This window comes from Aporhodopirellula sallentina SM41 (genome assembly GCF_000346505.1).
Classification (GTDB): domain Bacteria; phylum Planctomycetota; class Planctomycetia; order Pirellulales; family Pirellulaceae; genus Rhodopirellula; species Rhodopirellula sallentina.
Genome location: NZ_ANOH01000462.1, coordinates 25,699 through 41,053, shown reverse-complemented (window position 1 = coordinate 41,053; position 15,355 = coordinate 25,699). Strand labels below are relative to the sequence as shown.

Annotated in this window: 12 protein-coding genes; 7 read left to right on the top strand and 5 right to left on the bottom strand. The window is 56.4% G+C overall.

Features of this window, described 5'->3' with window-relative positions:
- Positions 1-281: type II secretion system protein (locus tag RSSM_RS30110; protein WP_008688876.1), on the bottom strand; the 281-nt coding region annotated here is incomplete at its 3' end.
- Positions 282-666: 385 nt separating this feature from the next.
- Between RSSM_RS30110 and RSSM_RS30105 the strand changes: the two genes are divergently transcribed.
- The gene (locus RSSM_RS30105; RefSeq protein ID WP_008688871.1) at positions 667-1,206 is read left to right on the top strand and encodes a sigma-70 family RNA polymerase sigma factor; all 540 of its coding nucleotides are present in this window, start codon (positions 667-669) and stop codon (positions 1,204-1,206) included.
- A gap of 74 nt (positions 1,207-1,280) precedes the next feature.
- Positions 1,281-2,993, top strand: coding sequence for a FecR family protein (locus RSSM_RS30100; RefSeq protein WP_008688868.1), 1,713 nt, complete (start codon positions 1,281-1,283; stop codon positions 2,991-2,993).
- 134 nt (positions 2,994-3,127) lie between these two features.
- Here the strand turns inward: RSSM_RS30100 and RSSM_RS30095 are convergent, their stop codons facing one another.
- The 3 genes from RSSM_RS30095 to RSSM_RS30085 form a co-directional block, all read right to left on the bottom strand.
- Positions 3,128-6,160: a mechanosensitive ion channel domain-containing protein gene (locus tag RSSM_RS30095; protein ID WP_008688866.1), complete on the bottom strand. Its 3,033-nt coding sequence runs from the start codon at positions 6,158-6,160 to the stop codon at positions 3,128-3,130.
- Positions 6,161-6,360: 200 nt separating this feature from the next.
- Positions 6,361-7,182: a phosphorylase family protein gene (locus RSSM_RS32945; protein ID WP_008688864.1), complete on the bottom strand. Its 822-nt coding sequence runs from the start codon at positions 7,180-7,182 to the stop codon at positions 6,361-6,363.
- Positions 7,183-7,187: 5 nt separating this feature from the next.
- Positions 7,188-8,561: a nucleoside monophosphate kinase gene (locus RSSM_RS30085; protein ID WP_173403200.1), complete on the bottom strand. Its 1,374-nt coding sequence runs from the start codon at positions 8,559-8,561 to the stop codon at positions 7,188-7,190.
- Positions 8,562-8,856: 295 nt separating this feature from the next.
- Between RSSM_RS30085 and RSSM_RS30080 the strand changes: the two genes are divergently transcribed.
- The 3 genes from RSSM_RS30080 to RSSM_RS30065 all read left to right on the top strand — a co-directional run bounded on the left by RSSM_RS30080 (position 8,857) and on the right by RSSM_RS30065 (position 12,004).
- Complete coding sequence (locus tag RSSM_RS30080; RefSeq protein ID WP_008688858.1) at positions 8,857-9,276, top strand: hypothetical protein; 420 nt, start codon at positions 8,857-8,859, stop codon at positions 9,274-9,276.
- 465 nt (positions 9,277-9,741) lie between these two features.
- Complete coding sequence (locus RSSM_RS30070; RefSeq protein ID WP_008688857.1) at positions 9,742-11,214, top strand: OprO/OprP family phosphate-selective porin; 1,473 nt, start codon at positions 9,742-9,744, stop codon at positions 11,212-11,214.
- Positions 11,215-11,359: 145 nt separating this feature from the next.
- Complete coding sequence (locus RSSM_RS30065; protein ID WP_044304049.1) at positions 11,360-12,004, top strand: hypothetical protein; 645 nt, start codon at positions 11,360-11,362, stop codon at positions 12,002-12,004.
- A gap of 201 nt (positions 12,005-12,205) precedes the next feature.
- On the opposite strand, the gene RSSM_RS30060 is transcribed toward RSSM_RS30065, so the two are convergent.
- Positions 12,206-13,099 (bottom strand): AraC family transcriptional regulator, encoded by an 894-nt coding sequence (locus tag RSSM_RS30060; protein ID WP_236621493.1) that lies wholly within the window; start codon positions 13,097-13,099, stop codon positions 12,206-12,208.
- 78 nt (positions 13,100-13,177) lie between these two features.
- Between RSSM_RS30060 and RSSM_RS30055 the strand changes: the two genes are divergently transcribed.
- Together RSSM_RS30055 and RSSM_RS30050 are read left to right on the top strand one after the other, a co-directional pair.
- Positions 13,178-14,173 (top strand): dihydrodipicolinate synthase family protein, encoded by a 996-nt coding sequence (locus RSSM_RS30055; protein ID WP_008688847.1) that lies wholly within the window; start codon positions 13,178-13,180, stop codon positions 14,171-14,173.
- Complete coding sequence (locus tag RSSM_RS30050) at positions 14,170-15,351, top strand: Gfo/Idh/MocA family protein (RefSeq protein WP_008688845.1); 1,182 nt, start codon at positions 14,170-14,172, stop codon at positions 15,349-15,351. Before RSSM_RS30055 ends, RSSM_RS30050 begins: the two co-directional genes overlap by 4 nt.
- The last annotated feature ends 4 nt before the right edge of the window (positions 15,352-15,355 follow it).

Below are 15,355 nucleotides of genomic sequence, written 5' to 3'. Positions count from 1 at the left end.
AACCGCATCGCGTTCGATGCGTTCGACCCGTGCCACCACGCCGTAATCGATGCATCCATCGTTCCGATACCGTGGCCGGGCAGATTGTTGTAGGCGCTGTGGTAGTTGTGGATACCGAGGCCGATTTGTTTGAAGTTGTTGCTGCAGCTCATGCGACGAGCCGCTTCACGGGCGGCCTGAACAGCAGGCAAAAGCAGCCCAACCAAGACGCCGATGATGGCAATCACCACCAACAGCTCAACCAACGTGAACCCCGAACGGGTTGTTTGATTCTTCCGCATTGAATTGATTCCTATAGAACGAAAAGTGAATAGAGAAAAACAAGAAAATCCATAGAGTTGCACGCAGAGGATTTCTTGACATCTGTGATAAGTCACTGACTCGGGTCGGATTCTCGCGTGATAACAATTCGCAAAAAGCAACCATTGCCGGCTCTCAGTGGTATTCTCCAGTTACTTTGCGGAGGTGGCACGGAAAACGCCGAAACTTTGGAAACAACGGAAAGAAGTCCAACCTTTGGCAATTTCCTTTAGAATAGATGACACCTTTTCAGTATTCGTGGCGATAGCTTTTGTCGCCACCATGAGTCGCCCGCCCTATAGACCAAGAACCTATAGAGCTTCGTGGTGGTGACTCGCCATGGAACGCGAGCAGTTAGAGAACGTAATGCCGGAATCGGACGAGGTCAGTGAACAGTTTGTTAGTCTCCTAACCATGCACCAAAGCCAATTAAAAGGCTTCGTGTTTTCAGCGCTTGGTAACCGAGACGACGCACAGGACGTGCTCCAAAAAACAAACCTCACGCTGTGGAAGAAAGCGTCACAATACCGCGACGGCTCCCCGTTCTTGCCCTGGGCGTTCGGTGTTGCGAGATACGAAGTACTCGGATTTTTGCGAGACCGAAGTCGTGAACGTGAACGCGTCGTCTTTCACACCGATGTGGTCGACATGCTGTGCGAGATCGCCGACACGGACATGGAGTCATGGCCCGATCGACAGCAAGCACTTCATCGATGCTTGGAGAAGATGGACGACGATACCCGCCACGTATTCGGACTTCGCTACGCAGAAAATTTTTCGTTGCAACAGATCGCCAACACCACCAACAAGACGATCGATGCAATCAAAAGTTTGATGATGAGGAGTCGAAAGTCGTTGCGAAAATGCATCGACCAACGACTGGCCTCCAACGAAATGAATTCGTAGTGCGGACATGGGCATCACATCCAACCGAGCTTGCCTTACTCAACAGCTTGTCTCACTCAACATAGACACCTGACATGAAATCTGACGAACAGAGCTGGATCGAACCGAACCGGAACGAACCGAGCAGGAAAGTCGAAGAACTCCTTCAGATTTCGCAGGGCGGTGACGCGACGGCCGAACAGATCGACGAACTCAACGACCTACTGCGAAACGATAAAGGGCTGCGATACGTCGCGGTTCGCTCGCTTCAATTCGACGCGATGTTGCAGGAAGAGTTTCAGGTTCGCAACACAGCGATCCGTTTCGACCCGTCCTCGTCATCCGGTTCGAACCCCGCCTTGGATCCGTCCGCGGTCAAAACCGGCCGCAACTCGGCAAGTAAGCAGAGCGAGAAACATGCGTTCCTCGGTCCGTGGGTGTTGATGTTGGCGGCGACCATTATCGGCGTATCGGTTGTTTACTCTACCCTCTTATACAACACGAACCAGGCTTCGGTTCAGTTGGCCACCCATAGTTCCAAACCCATCCTGTCACGGCCGGACCAGTCCTCGTTTCTGGACTTCGAAAACGTCATGACGGTGACGTATCAGGAGGACGCTCTCTGGGACATGGACGTTCAGATCGGCGACCAGTTCGATTTCGGACACATCCATCTGCGTAAAGGTGTCGCGCGTCTCAATTCGATTTACGGGGCGGTGGTGATCCTCGATGCACGTGAACGTCCGGTGCGTGCGACGCTCGATGCCGATCGCGCGATGACCGTTCTCGAAGGTACGGTGCTCGCCAAAGCCTACGATCAGGCTCTCGGATTCACACTGCGAACCCCGACCACCAACGTCGTTGACATCGGGACGGAGTTTGCCGTGTCGGTAGACTCGGACGGGCAAAGCAATGTCACGGTTCTACAGGGAGCCGTCACGTGGCTGCCGCGTGAACGCGCATCCAATTCAGGACGCTCGATGTTGGCCGAAGGCAAATCCGTTCGGTTCCGTTCCCCATCGGACAACCACGGAATGACACTCAAGGGCGACGCCGACCACCTGGATACACTTCGTGCGTTTGCGACGCGAATCAACAGCCGGGACGACTATGACCAACCGACGGTTCACGAATCGTTCGAGTACCCTCTCGGCGTGATGCAGAAGGACCCCGGGGGCATCGGATGGAGCGTGCCGTGGTTCAAACACTCCAACCCGCTGTTCCCACCGAGCGGCGTCATTCGCCAGGGCGGCTATTTGAACGCACCGGCGTGGTTGCAGCCAATTACCCCCAAGCACACGGTTGTTTCGCTCGCGTCGGTCTCCGCTCGCACGCTCGCAGAACCGATTGATGTCGCGAAGGACCAAAACGTCTACCTGAGTTTCGTGATGCGAAAACGTGTGATTCAGTCTCCCCGCGACGACCGCTGCGGAGCTGGGCTCGCGCTGCGTTCGGGCTTCGACATCAAGCGTTTCGGCGTTTCAATCGACATGCGAGAAAACCTGACTCTCTTCAGCGGAGCGGAACACGCCGGCGGTCGCAACCTCGATCCCGATACGACCTACCTGATCGTGCTCAAACTCGAACTGCATCGCGACGGACCTGATCACATCTTTGCAAACGCCTATTCGGAATCAGACCCGCCGGCGGCATGCGAACCGGTCCTGTGGGATGTCACCGGAAAACCGCTCGAACAAGACGGCGTGATCGACCAGATTCGCCTGTGGTCAGACGCGACCGCTATCGCGGCGTTCGATGAGATTCGGATCGGTAGCACATGGAATGCCGTCGTCCCGATCCGGCACTGAGTCGTGAGAGGACGCTGCCAGGGACGTCGATTGATTGAGTGCAGCATTTGGTAGTGGACGAGGCAACGAGTCCCTTGCGTGGGAAAGGACTCGTTGCCCCGTCCACGCCCGAAGACCAAGTTGACATGAAAGCATTAGGCGACCCGTCGCCGCTTGGATCGCGTGGAACGCGAATCCGATGTCAGTGCGTCAAACTGGTCGAGCATCGGAGGCTGGGTCGGTTGCGACTTGGCGAGCAGGTTCCGTTCGGAGAGATAACGCCGAACGATCCGCAGCAGGGAGTCGCGATAGCTCTCGGCGTCGCGTCCTTCTTCGATCCATGCTCGCACCTCGATCCGCTGCGAACGCTTTCCGACACAAACCAACGTGGCCTGCGGAGTCGGCGTCAGCAGCACTTCGTCTTGTTCGATCACGAGTTCAGTGAGCGTACGACAGATGTCCGCGGGCCGCTCGTCTCGGCTCACGGCAACCTCGAGCGGCACCGCGCTCAGACGGCCCGCGCCTCGCCAGTTGACCACTTCCGAATCGACAAAGTTCTGATTGGGAATGATGACTTCGCGGCCGTCGTCGTCGGACAACACCGTCGTTCGCAGTCGCTGCGCGGCAACCCGTCCTTTGACATTCCCGACCGTGATGAAGTCGCCCAAACGCGCGGGCTTTTCAAATAGCACGATCAGTCCGCCGAACAGGTTGCGAACCATGTCCTGCAGCCCAAAGCCGAGTCCGATGGTGAGTCCCACCGCCAACCACTGAATGGTTTGCCATCGAATGCCGATCCACTTACACGCGATCAAACACCCGACGCCAAACAACAAAAACCGCCCGAGGACGAGAGAGAAATGTTCCATCGCCTCGTCAAAAGACACGCGTTGCAGAACCAACGCGTCAAACAACGCGGGTAGCAATTTCGCCAACTGGAATGCAACAAACAGCGTCACCGCAGCGGCCAACAAGTGCACGACCGTGACGGGAGTCGTCTCGACCACCGTGCTGGCTACCATCTGCCCGCTGGCGTCCATCGTCGTTTTAGTGACGGTATCTTCGACGCTCCAAACCACAGGATTGCCCATCCGCACGTTTGGAAAAATGTCGATCCATAACCAACCGATGCCCACAATCGCAGTGAACACGAGAGCGCACTGGCACAGGAACGCGAGGTGGTGTTTCAATTCCAGGTAGTGTTCACCTAAGACGCCGGTCACCGATGATCCCGACGTATCGGGCAACTCGCCGTACCGATCACGCTCCGGCTTAGTCGGGGCTGTCCCGGTCAGCATTCCCCAACAGTGAGACGACAGAATTTTCACCGCCGGCCACAACGTTGCCGCGACCAACAATCCTGAGAGCGTGAAGATGGCTTTCTGAATCAGCTCGCACGCGGTGAACGAATACCCGAGCGATGACAACACCATCATGACGAGAGGGAATCCGATGCCGGCGAAGTAGATCACAAACCGCAGCCGATGAATCACACTTCCGCCGAACTTGGCGATCAACGGTTCGAGGAATCCACCAACCGGTCGCAAGGCGAGGTGAAAGGTCCACGCCACCAAAGCCATCGACAAGAGGAAGCCGAGCCGAGCCGTCGAGTCGCGCCACGCTCCATGATCCACTTCGCCGACGAGCGTGACGACATACGCCGCCAATACCAAACCGAGCCCGATCACTTTGAGGTAAGTCGATGCTCGCTCGCGTCGAGGCAATTCCACGTCGACGTGTTTGTCGACAAACCCCGAACCGCGTAAGAGTTGTCGCGGAAGTTCGACCATCAACGCGACCAAACTCGCCGCGTAGATTCCGCTCGACGCCGTCAGAGTTGACTCCGACACATACCCGTTTCCTAGCCAGCGGGCGATCAGGTAAAGGGCTCCGGGAATCGCAAACGCCACGAGTACCGTCAACACGCTCGCGACGACCTTTCGCATCTCAGGCGAAGCATCCTTCATCCGTCGACGTTCACCAACGCCAACCAAGACGACTTTCGCCCGCCATCGCAAAAGCAAAACGATGACGACCGAGGCGATTAGCCCGATTCCCTCAATGGGGCTCGATTCCCACTTTCGCTGAACGGAATATCCAAACGCGGCGCTGCGGGAAGAGTCAAACAACGCCGACGCGCCTTGCCCCAACCGTTTGAGGTCACCGATCGACAACGGGTTGCCACTGCGAATCCATGTGATGTGTCGGTCGATCAACGCACGATAGCGATCCGCGAGGCTGGCCGCCGCCGCGGTGGTGGAATCCAACTCGCCGAGCTTTTGCTGGTAATCCTGGTAGCCTTGTTTGAGGCTGGCGAGCCATTGATGTCGTTCCTCGAGAAGGTCTTGCAGTTGATAATTCAGACGCGGATAGTCAGACGTCGCCGATGCGATCCCCGCGGCATCCAACAACTCCCGGGCGTGCAATTCCGGATGGGAACCGTCGTGCCGCACCATCTCGATTTCGAGCTGCTGAGCACGGGAGCGAGCCAACTCTTGGCCTGCGAACAAATTCGACGAATCATCGACCTGCCACTGATCGAGTTGCTCCCGTCGACTGCGGAGCAACATCCCGATCGTGGGCGTCAGCCCGTAGTGATGCAGTTTCGCCGTGATATCGTTGAGATCCGTTGTCGTGCGATCGAGTTTCGCGTTGGCCTCGTCGACACGGGTGGATAACTCTCGTTGCAACGCATTCAGTTCGATCCATTGTTCGACGTAGCTCGCATTTTGGGCGGCGACGTTGGCGACGGGCTCCGGGGCGGTTTCAGATAGACGCCGAAAACGCGAGGCGACTTCACTCGCCGTTTCCATCCCGTTGGATCCATATCGCGGCGCTCGATTGATGCTGCCACGTGAATCATCGAGCGAACTCTCAAAATACGACGTTGCCGGATAACGTCTCGACGAGGCAATCAAATCCGGTCGACTTTCGATCGGCGGCGCGTTCATAATCGCCTGCTGGGTCGAGATCGGCGGAGGAGCCACCAACGTCGCATGATGGCTGGTCTGCGAATATCCCTCGTCGAGGTAAACCGTTTGCTGAGCGAGCAGAGGAGTGGCGATGAACGCCAACACCAAGGCGCCCACTCGCGTTGCCGTCGCACCATGGACCAACAACGCGTTCACAAATGCAGTCTGGCCGAACGCGATGCGATAAAAAGACGAGCGATGATGAGGGGACGTCATTGACCGCGGGCCTGGTGTGGAGAACGTACGCAAAGAGGAAAAGGGCATTCCGGCAGATGGAGTGCCGGTCCATGCATACACAATTCCACTACCGCATAGCCACATCAATCCAGTTTCACGGGGCCAGACCGCCACCGTTTCATGGGGCAAAACCCGCCGCGTTCAAGATCCAGCCCTCCGGCGGGTCAATTCGAACTTTTTTAGACAGTTTCCAGCAGTACGGCGAGTTCCGTCACGACCGAATCGATCGCCTCGTCAATCCGCCAGGACGCGTGGTTCCGATCGCCGGCAATGTTGGAAATTCCGCGGACAATTGAAAGCGGAACCGTTGCGATCGAACACGCGAGCGCGACACCGAACCCCTCCATGTCCTCGGCGACCGCTACTGAATTTTGGCTCGGTTTGCTGTGTCGCAAAATTCGCTGGGCACGTTGGACGCGAACACTCGCCATTTTTTGATCAGCCGAGGCGGCGCAGCCGGTGACGAGACATCGCCTACCGTGACGCCCGTCGACGCCGGTCGGCAGTTCGAGTTTGATTCGATCGCCAATTACCGATCCGCCGTTCTCGGGTACAAGATGCAGCCACCCGAGTTCGCCTGCGGAAACGTGATCGGAACCTTCGCCGACACCAATGCCATCGCACAAGACATCGCCGAACCAATAGGCACCGCCGACGCAACAGGACAATCCATCGGTGGCGTCATCGGTTCCAAGTTCACCGAGTGCGCTGGGTTCGACCGCACCGAGTTCCACGGCGCTGGCTTCCACGGCGCTGGCTTCCACGGCGCTGGCTTCCACGGCGCTGGGTTCGAACGCGCCCGCAATGCCCGCGAGAACCACACGTGAAGGACGATGCGTTGCGATCAACTGCGACGAAACCGCCGCTGCCGCAGCGATGCCGAATCCACACAACTCCATCTTTGTCTGTCCGGATCCTTCCCGCCACGCACCGCGAGCCTTCAGTCCGGACTTCACACGGTCTCGCTCCATCGCGGTCGGAACGAGCAACAGAGTTTCCATCTTCGTTATCGACCGCCGCGACGAATCTCGCTGCCTTCGAAACGGACTTGGAATCGGAAGATCTTCTTAGTCTTGCATGTGATCTTGCCGGTTTCCAAATCGAAATGATCTGGCGTTTCGTCGAGGTTAATGTTGGCGACCGCGCGAAACCCGCGTTCGGCGAAGATGTCGATCACCATCGCGAGTGCCAAGGGGTCATCGAACAGGTGATCTTCGCTGTTGATGATCGCCAACCCTGCGATCGCGTGGCGTTGAATGATCGGCACGAACCGGTGCTCGATGACGGAGATCACCTTGTGGAACAATTCGCGGTGTTCGAGTTCATAACTGTCGAGACGACGGACCAATTCTTGGCGTGCATGCACACCAATTTCTGTTGCCAACGGCAATCCGCGAACGGCATCATAGGTTTCCGGGTCGAGTTCGAGCGATGACTGATAGTCGAGTTCGCTGCGAATTTTTCGTTCGACGTCGGCGATCGCACCGTCGGCGTCAATGAAGTGATAGTGATAGATTTGTTTGAGCGATTGCAACGCATCCCAGGTCTTTTCTTTGAAGACACGGTAGCGTCGCTTCGCCGCGATCGGGTCCAAGTCGGTCGGTCGCAACTCGATGATTTCGCCATCACCTTCGAGCGCGACGCGTTCATTGTGTTCGGCAATTTTGCGGCCACGCAGAAGCTGACGCTCGATGCTGGTTTTTTCATCAATGAACAGCACCACCGCGTGTACGGTCGGCTTGCGAAAGTTGATCGCCAACGGCGTGGTGTGGTATTCCCGGTAGAGCTGATTCATCTTTTGAATCAACAGGTGCAAACACTCCACCTGCACACGTGTTCGCGGAAACCCGTCCAGGATACAACCGTCTCGGTAGTCTTCCTCGAGCAGTTTGCGGAACAGGATTCCGACCACCTCGGTATCGCCGACCATTCCGCCGGCTTCCTTGATGCGTCTCGCTTCCGGGGTGTTGAGCAAATCGCTGACGATGATCGGTGGGCAGGTCAGACCGCGCACCTTGGAGATAAATTCGCTGTTGGTCCCCTTACCACTGCCGGGCGCCCCGCCGAGCAAGATCAGCTCTTTGGCGAAGCGTAGATTTTCGTGCCCGATCTCTTCCTCGAGGTCATTCCACACCGTATTGAAAATTACGTGCGCGTCTTTGACTTCGAGGTCTTCCACCGTCCCCGGATGAGCGGCGGCCACGACCGCGTCGGTCACGAGTTGCGACGCTTTGTCTTCAGGTAAAAACTTCTCCGTCACCAAACCGCCGTGAGTCGATTTGATCCCACCTCCGGGATTCGGGGAGGGCTCAGAATCAGCACCGCTCCGATTGTTCGGTGCACTAGGCATATCAGGCATGTGATCGAAGTCAGGAGACATCAGCAAACAACCGTGCGTCAAACGTGGTGAAAAACTAACGAGTGTTCTGGCCGGCAGAGCAACCGAACCGCCGTATCCTAACGGTTTCGCTACGCAATGAGTATATTAGGCGGTTTGTCGCAGGCGACATTGGCAATCAGCCCAAAGAAGCAACCGATTAAAGGCACTTTGTTGACCGTAGTCGATTGCCAAACGGGCTGACTACCGAGGGCGGCGGCATGATTCTGCGGAACTCGCTTTCCGATCCCACCGAACATGTTTCTGTAACCGCTCTCATCCGTACAGTCATCCCAACATGACCTCTCACTCCGATCCAGCAGCAAACGATAATCCCGCAGGCTCTTCGTCGACAACCGACGATGGTGCGGGCTCGCAGGCAGGCGTGGTTGTGTTTCTATCGGGAGATTTGATTTTCGCTTCACGAGTGCGGGCCGCAGCACTGGCAGCCGGTCTGGAATTTCAGTTGGCGGGGAACCTGCCTGAACATCCATCGGGTCAGGTACGTTTCATCTTGGTGGATCTCTCGACTCGGTCGAAGGTTGTCTCTGGTCTCATGCAATCCGTTGAAGAACGGTTCCCAAATTCGCAGGTTGTTGCCTACGCACCTCACGTCCAAGTGGAACGCCTGCGTGATGCCAGACAACAAGGAATCCCAAACGTTTTGACCCGCGGTCAATTCAACGAAAAACTAGCGACTCTTTTCGATCAATCCTGAACCGCAACCACCTCTGAAGGGCTGGCCCCCGTCGCCGTAGCACACTTCGTGACTCGCCGTAGCACACTTTGTGAAAAAGTGCGCGAGAAATTAATAATTCAAACGATTTGTGATTTCGTGCGAGTCCGGTTGTTTCGATTGTGCTGAATCGTCCATGCCGGTTTATGAAGAACCCCGAAACGGCTCATCTTGATCAGTGCCTTTCCGGCCTCGCATCCCGAAATGTGACTACGGGGGAAGGATGGATTCTTCCGGGCACTTGCGTCTGCAAATGCTTCCGAGAACACCCAGCACCAAGAGTTTTCGGTTTCAAACCGAAAACGTCAACGGGATATGTTCGGCCCACTGATGAGTCTCATCAGTTCATTCAAATTCAAAAAAAGGCGTCACCACATGGACTCCGTTTTTTTAACAGTCCGCAAGCGGACTCTTTTTAGACTCCTTTGCTCCTCGGCGATTGCGCTCGTGGGGCAAAATGCGTACGCGGACCAGTTCGGTAACTTCCTCGATTCGACTTACTCCTACGCCGTTGAAGAACCTGTCGGCGAATCAGTCGCCGAGCCGCTCGACTTTGACGCACCAGGCGGAGAAGAGGCAGAGGAAGAAGGAGACAGCGATATTGAAAAGCTGTCCGAAGAAATCGCCGCATTTGGCGAAGACATGGACGCGTTCGAGGAATCCCTCGAAAAAGTCGAAGAGTTGGCAGGCAACAAGAGCATCGTCGTCAGCGGAACCAGCAAGTCGACGATGAAGGTCAGCGGTCGTGTTCACGTCGATGCCTGGGGTTTCGACCACGATGAAAACATTAATGAGATCGCCGCCAATGATAACGACGAAAGCAACCGGCTTGGTTTTCGCCGCCTGCGTTTCGGCGTCAAGGGCAAGATCAAAGACAACATGATCTATAAGATCGAAATGGAGCTCGCGGGCGGAAACGATTCGGAGTTCCGTGACGCGTTTCTCGGTTGGACTGACCTTCCCTATCTCGGGGAAGTGTTGCTCGGTAACCAAAAACGTCCGTACGGTTTGGATCACCTCAACAGTTCGCGTTACAACGTCTTCATCGAACGTCCGTTCGTGATCGAAGCGTTCAACGAAGACGCGCGTCGTCTCGGTTTGCAGTCGTACGGTGTATCAGACAACCAAGCGTGGAACTGGCGTTACGGTGTCTTCAACGGACGTAACGTCCAAGACGAAGGCAACTACGTCGGCGACCACCTGCAACTCGAATTCGCGGGTCGTTTGGCCAATACGATTTGGTACGACCAAACGAGCGGTGGACGCGGCTACGCTCACTGGGCGATCTCGGGAACACACTCGGACGTCAGCACCAACCAATCTCGAGACGCTGACGGCAACGAAGACGATGGCGCACTTGCCGAGAGCCGTTTCCGCACACGTCCGGAAGGACGTACCGCGGGCACGCGTTGGTTGGACACTGGTCGAATCGATGGGCTAGACTACTACAACATTCTCGGATTGGAAACGGTCGTTAACCTTGGTGCCCTTCAGTTCGTAGGCGAATACCAAAGCAACTGGGGCGAACGTAACGGCTTCGAAGATGTTCACCTGCACGGTGCGTATGGGTACGTTAGCTACTTCCTTACCGGTGAGCACATTCCATGGGATCGCGAAAGCGGCACGTTGGGACGTGTCAAACCATTCGAGAACTTCTGGTTGGTTGACACCGCTGGCGGTGGACGTTCGGCAGGCTGGGGTGCATGGCAAATCGCAGCCCGACTTTCCTATGCTGACTTCAGCGACGAAGACGTGACCGGTGGTGAAGCCGAATCGTTGACGCTCGGCCTGAACTGGCACTGGAACACCAACGCTCGCATGCAGTTCAACTACATCACCGGCAACATCGAAAATCGCACCGACTTGGTCGGACAAGGCGACTACGACATCTACGGTGCTCGCTTCATGGTCGACTTCTAAGTCGAACGTCGTGAAAGTCGAGCCTCAGTCTCGACAAGGAAATACTGCGATCAGGCGAACCACCTGATCATTGAGAGACTGAAATGCCACGCCCAATTCGGGCGTGGCAGACACCCGAACAAAAACATCAAAAAAGGATTTTCCGATGAACCGAATCATCCCCTTAGGGTTGTTGGCTGCTGCCGCCGTGATGTCGCTGGCGAGCAGTGCCAGCGCCTTCGGCCCGTGCTGCTGCTTCTGCCAAGAAGGTCGTTGCCAAGTAACAGTCGAGAAAGAAGAAGTTGATACTAAAAAGTGGGTCTGCGAGGCAGAAGCAATCTGCATCCCACCACTGCGTTTCCCGTGGGAATGTGGCCCGCTGAAGAAGTGCGGCAAAGTCCGATGCGTTAAGAAGCTTGGCACAATCACGTGCAAAAAGACCGAATGCGTCTATGACTGGACCGCAATTCACTGTTGCCCTGATTGCTGCAGCAAGCTCCGCGGCTGCTGCGGAAACGGATGCGATAGCGGTTGCTGCGACAGCGGCTGCTGCGACTCGGTCGGCTACCCATGCGAAATGACCATGGAACCATGCTGTGCCGAAGCCAAAGTGCCTGCCAAGGTTGAAATGAAGGACGAAGCGTTCGAAGAGGAAGCTGCTGCTTTCGCCGCTCGCTATCCCGACGTTTCGGTCGCCGTCTTCGACGCGATCCGTGAAGCGAAACCTGAAGCAGACGGATGGATCTCACTGAGCAACCACTCCACCGAGACCCTCTCGGCAGAAGCTGACATGATCGAAGTCGCACGCTAAGACGAACGAAGCCGTCTTCAGCGCAACGACATGACGCAAACCGCTCGGTTTCCTAAGGAGACCGGGCGGTTTGTTCGTTGATAGGGTGCCCTCGACCGACGGCCTCCAGTACACGGTTCTCAGTAAGTCGTCCTCGGCCAGCTGCGTTCTTCTCAGTGCCCCCGCTTTCCTATGCCCCCGCTTTTCTATGCCCGCGTTTCTCTATGCCCCCGGTGTCCGGCCCGTGATTCGTTTGAACGCTCGATAGAAAGTCGACAAGTCATCAAACCCACATTGGAACGCGATCGACGTCACCTTCCGATCGGGTTCACGCAGCAACTCTTCGGCTCGCTGGATCCGGAGCGAATTGACGTACTCGAGCCATGTCATTCCGGTCCGCGACTTGAACCGCGAGGTAAACGTCCGTCGCGACATGCCCGACGCTTTCGCCCCGTCATCGAGTGATAGCGACTCATAGAAATTGCGGTTCAGCCATTCGATGTACGCCTCCAACATCGGGTCGGGTAACTCTTCATCCGCCAGCGGACCGTTCGCCAAATTCTGCGTCTGCCTTTTCGACGTCAAAGCTCGGCCAGCGGTGTCTTCAGGTGGAGTCAACTTCATCGCGAGTTCGGCAAGCAGTTCCATCGCGATCCCGACCGACGACAACTCACTCGCAGCGTCATGCTGGTCCACCAGATACAGCAACCTTCGAAACTGCTGTTCGATTCGCAGCGTTCCCATTCGGGCCCCTGAGTAAACGCCACTACGAAACAGTGGCATGACTGGCGACACGCATCGCAGTTGTTTTTCATTGACGCCCAACCCACAGAGCGAAACCGGAGCATCGGGTGAATCAACGATGCGGTGTTTCATTTGAGGCGCGACCATGACGAGATCGCCCATTTCGCAACTCTGCGAACGCGTCCCGAATTTAATCTCGGCATGGCCCTCGCGGATCCACAACAGTTTCAAAAACGGATGACGGGTGACAGACATCGCGAACGAATCATCGTGCCGACTTTCGAACACCCACAACCCGTTTCCCCGCATGTTCGGCGGAACGGGGGACGAACGGGTTTCGTCGTTTTGGCGAGTCGATGATGTACGCGGCATCGAGGTTTCCATCTACACGGCAACGGGGAAGGCGGATGCGTCCTCCACCCATTGTGATCTCTCTTGCCCAAAACGCCAATGACTCACGCTCAAATCGCCAAGCCTCGCAAACGGGTACTGCGTATCCTTGGCGACATGAAGAACAACATTCCCCCTATCCGACATCAACGCAAGATCACCGGCATGTCGGCGATCCTGCTTCCCATGCTCTCCACGACCGAAGTCGACTGGCCCGGATTCCGCGATCATGTCGCCCGGACGTCCGACGCCGGCCTGGTGCCCGCCGTTAACATGGACACCGGCTACGGCAATTTAATCGATGACGAACTGCGTCTCGCCGTCTTAGCGCAAACGCAGAAGGTCACCGCCGGGCGTCCGTTTATCGCGGGTGCTTTTGTCGACGACCAACCTGGCGACTCCTACAACAGGGACGCCTACCAAAGCCGCATGGATGAGATCCTGGATCACGGTGGCAAACCGGTGATCTTTCAAAGCTACGGGTTAACGCAGCAGTCGGCCGACGACGTGCTGGAATCCTACTCACAGATCGGCTCACATTCCGGCGGGTTCTACGCATTCGAACTGGGAAAGATGTTTGCCCCTTTTGGTGCAATCTATGACCTGGACCTCTACGAGAAGATGATCCAAATCCCGGAATGCCTTGGCGCCAAACACTCCTCTCTCGACCGACAACAAGAATGGCAACGCCTTGCGATTCGCGATCGGGTCCGACCGGAGTTCATGGTGTTGACCGGAAATGATTTGGCGATCGACATGGTCATGTACGGCAGCGATTACCTGTTGGGACTGAGCACGTTCGCTCCCAATGAATTCGCGAAACGCGACGCGATGTGGGAAAGCGGCGATCCCGGCTTTTACCAACTCAATGATTTGCTGCAGTACCTCGGATTCCTCACCTTCCGATCGCCGGTCCCGGCGTACAAACACAACGCGGCGCAGTTCCTCAAAGCCCGCGGTTGGATCCAAGAATCGCTTACCTTCCCGGGCAGCCCCACGCGGCCCGATTCCGACGTTGCCATCCTTACCGAAATTCTCGAAAGGCTCGAATCATGAATCGTGAACCCATGAAGATCGCCATGCACGGTGTCACCGGGCGCATGGGAACCAACCAACACTTCATCCGTTCGATCTTGGCGATTATGCGGCAAGGCGGAGTGACGTTATCAAACGGCGACGTCCAGCCGATCGAACCGATTCTGGTGGGACGCAACGAAGACAAGTTGCGGCACCTCGCCGAGAACGTCGCTCAGGAAAAAATCGGGCGCCACATCGAGTGGACGACCGACCTGGAATCGGTGCTCTCGGATGACAACGTGGACATCTTCTTCGACGCCGCGAGCACCCAACTGCGTCCGGAAGTCCTGAAGAAAGCGATGCATCGTGGCAAGGCGGTCTACTGCGAAAAACCAATCGCCACGGAACTCGACGCCGCTCGTGAACTCGCCGATATCGCGGCCCAAACCGAAGTCAAAAACGGGGCCGTGCAAGACAAACTATGGCTGCCCGGAATTCGCAAGTTACGAATGCTTCGCGACCAAGGCTTCTTCGGTGATTTACTGAGCGTCCGTGCCGAGTTCGGTTACTGGGTGTTCACCGGGCACACTGCCGATCAACCGGCACAGCGTCCCTCGTGGAACTACCGCAGCGAAGACGGCGGCGGGATGATGATCGACATGTTCTGCCACTGGGAATACCTAATCAAAGATTTGTTTGGCCCCGTGGATCGCGTTTTGGCACACGCGTTGACCGATATCCCCGAACGAATTGATGAAACCGGCCGTCCGTTTCCATGCACCGCGGATGATGCGGCGTACGCGATCTTTGTGCTCGAGAATGGAGTCACGTGTCAATTCAACAGTTCCTGGACAACTCGCGTGCGGCGAGACGACTTGTTGACGATTCAGGTCGACGGCACAAAGGGATCGGCAGTCGCGGGACTGCGTGAATGTTGGATCCAAAATGAAGCGTCCACCCCGAAACCAACTTGGAATCCGGACGTACCGCAGCCGATCAACTTCTACGACAACTGGCAACAGATCCCGAACAACACCGAATACGACAACGCCTTCAAAATCCAGTGGGAGCTGTTCATTCGCCACTGTGCCGATGACGGCGACTTCCCATGGTCGCTCGTGTCAGCGGCAGCGGGCGTGCAGCTCGCCGAAGCAGGTGTGCAATCAGTAGACCAGAAAGCATGGGTGTCCCTTAAAAACACCTACGAAAAGGCATAACCCG

What these genes read in the sequence shown, in the direction of transcription:
- RSSM_RS30100 (WP_008688868.1), top strand. Translation starts at nt 1,281, where the DNA reads ATGAAATCTGACGAACAGAGCTGGATCGAACCGAACCGGAACGAACCG.
- RSSM_RS30085 (WP_173403200.1), bottom strand. Translation starts at nt 8,561, where the DNA reads ATGTCTCCTGACTTCGATCACATGCCTGATATGCCTAGTGCACCGAAC.
- RSSM_RS30095 (WP_008688866.1), bottom strand. Translation starts at nt 6,160, where the DNA reads ATGACGTCCCCTCATCATCGCTCGTCTTTTTATCGCATCGCGTTCGGC.
- RSSM_RS30065 (WP_044304049.1), top strand. Translation starts at nt 11,360, where the DNA reads ATGAACCGAATCATCCCCTTAGGGTTGTTGGCTGCTGCCGCCGTGATG.
- RSSM_RS30060 (WP_236621493.1), bottom strand. Translation starts at nt 13,099, where the DNA reads ATGCCGCGTACATCATCGACTCGCCAAAACGACGAAACCCGTTCGTCC.
- RSSM_RS30055 (WP_008688847.1), top strand. Translation starts at nt 13,178, where the DNA reads ATGACTCACGCTCAAATCGCCAAGCCTCGCAAACGGGTACTGCGTATC.
- RSSM_RS30105 (WP_008688871.1), top strand. Translation starts at nt 667, where the DNA reads ATGCCGGAATCGGACGAGGTCAGTGAACAGTTTGTTAGTCTCCTAACC.
- RSSM_RS30050 (WP_008688845.1), top strand. Translation starts at nt 14,170, where the DNA reads ATGAATCGTGAACCCATGAAGATCGCCATGCACGGTGTCACCGGGCGC.
- RSSM_RS30080 (WP_008688858.1), top strand. Translation starts at nt 8,857, where the DNA reads ATGACCTCTCACTCCGATCCAGCAGCAAACGATAATCCCGCAGGCTCT.
- RSSM_RS32945 (WP_008688864.1), bottom strand. Translation starts at nt 7,182, where the DNA reads ATGGAAACTCTGTTGCTCGTTCCGACCGCGATGGAGCGAGACCGTGTG.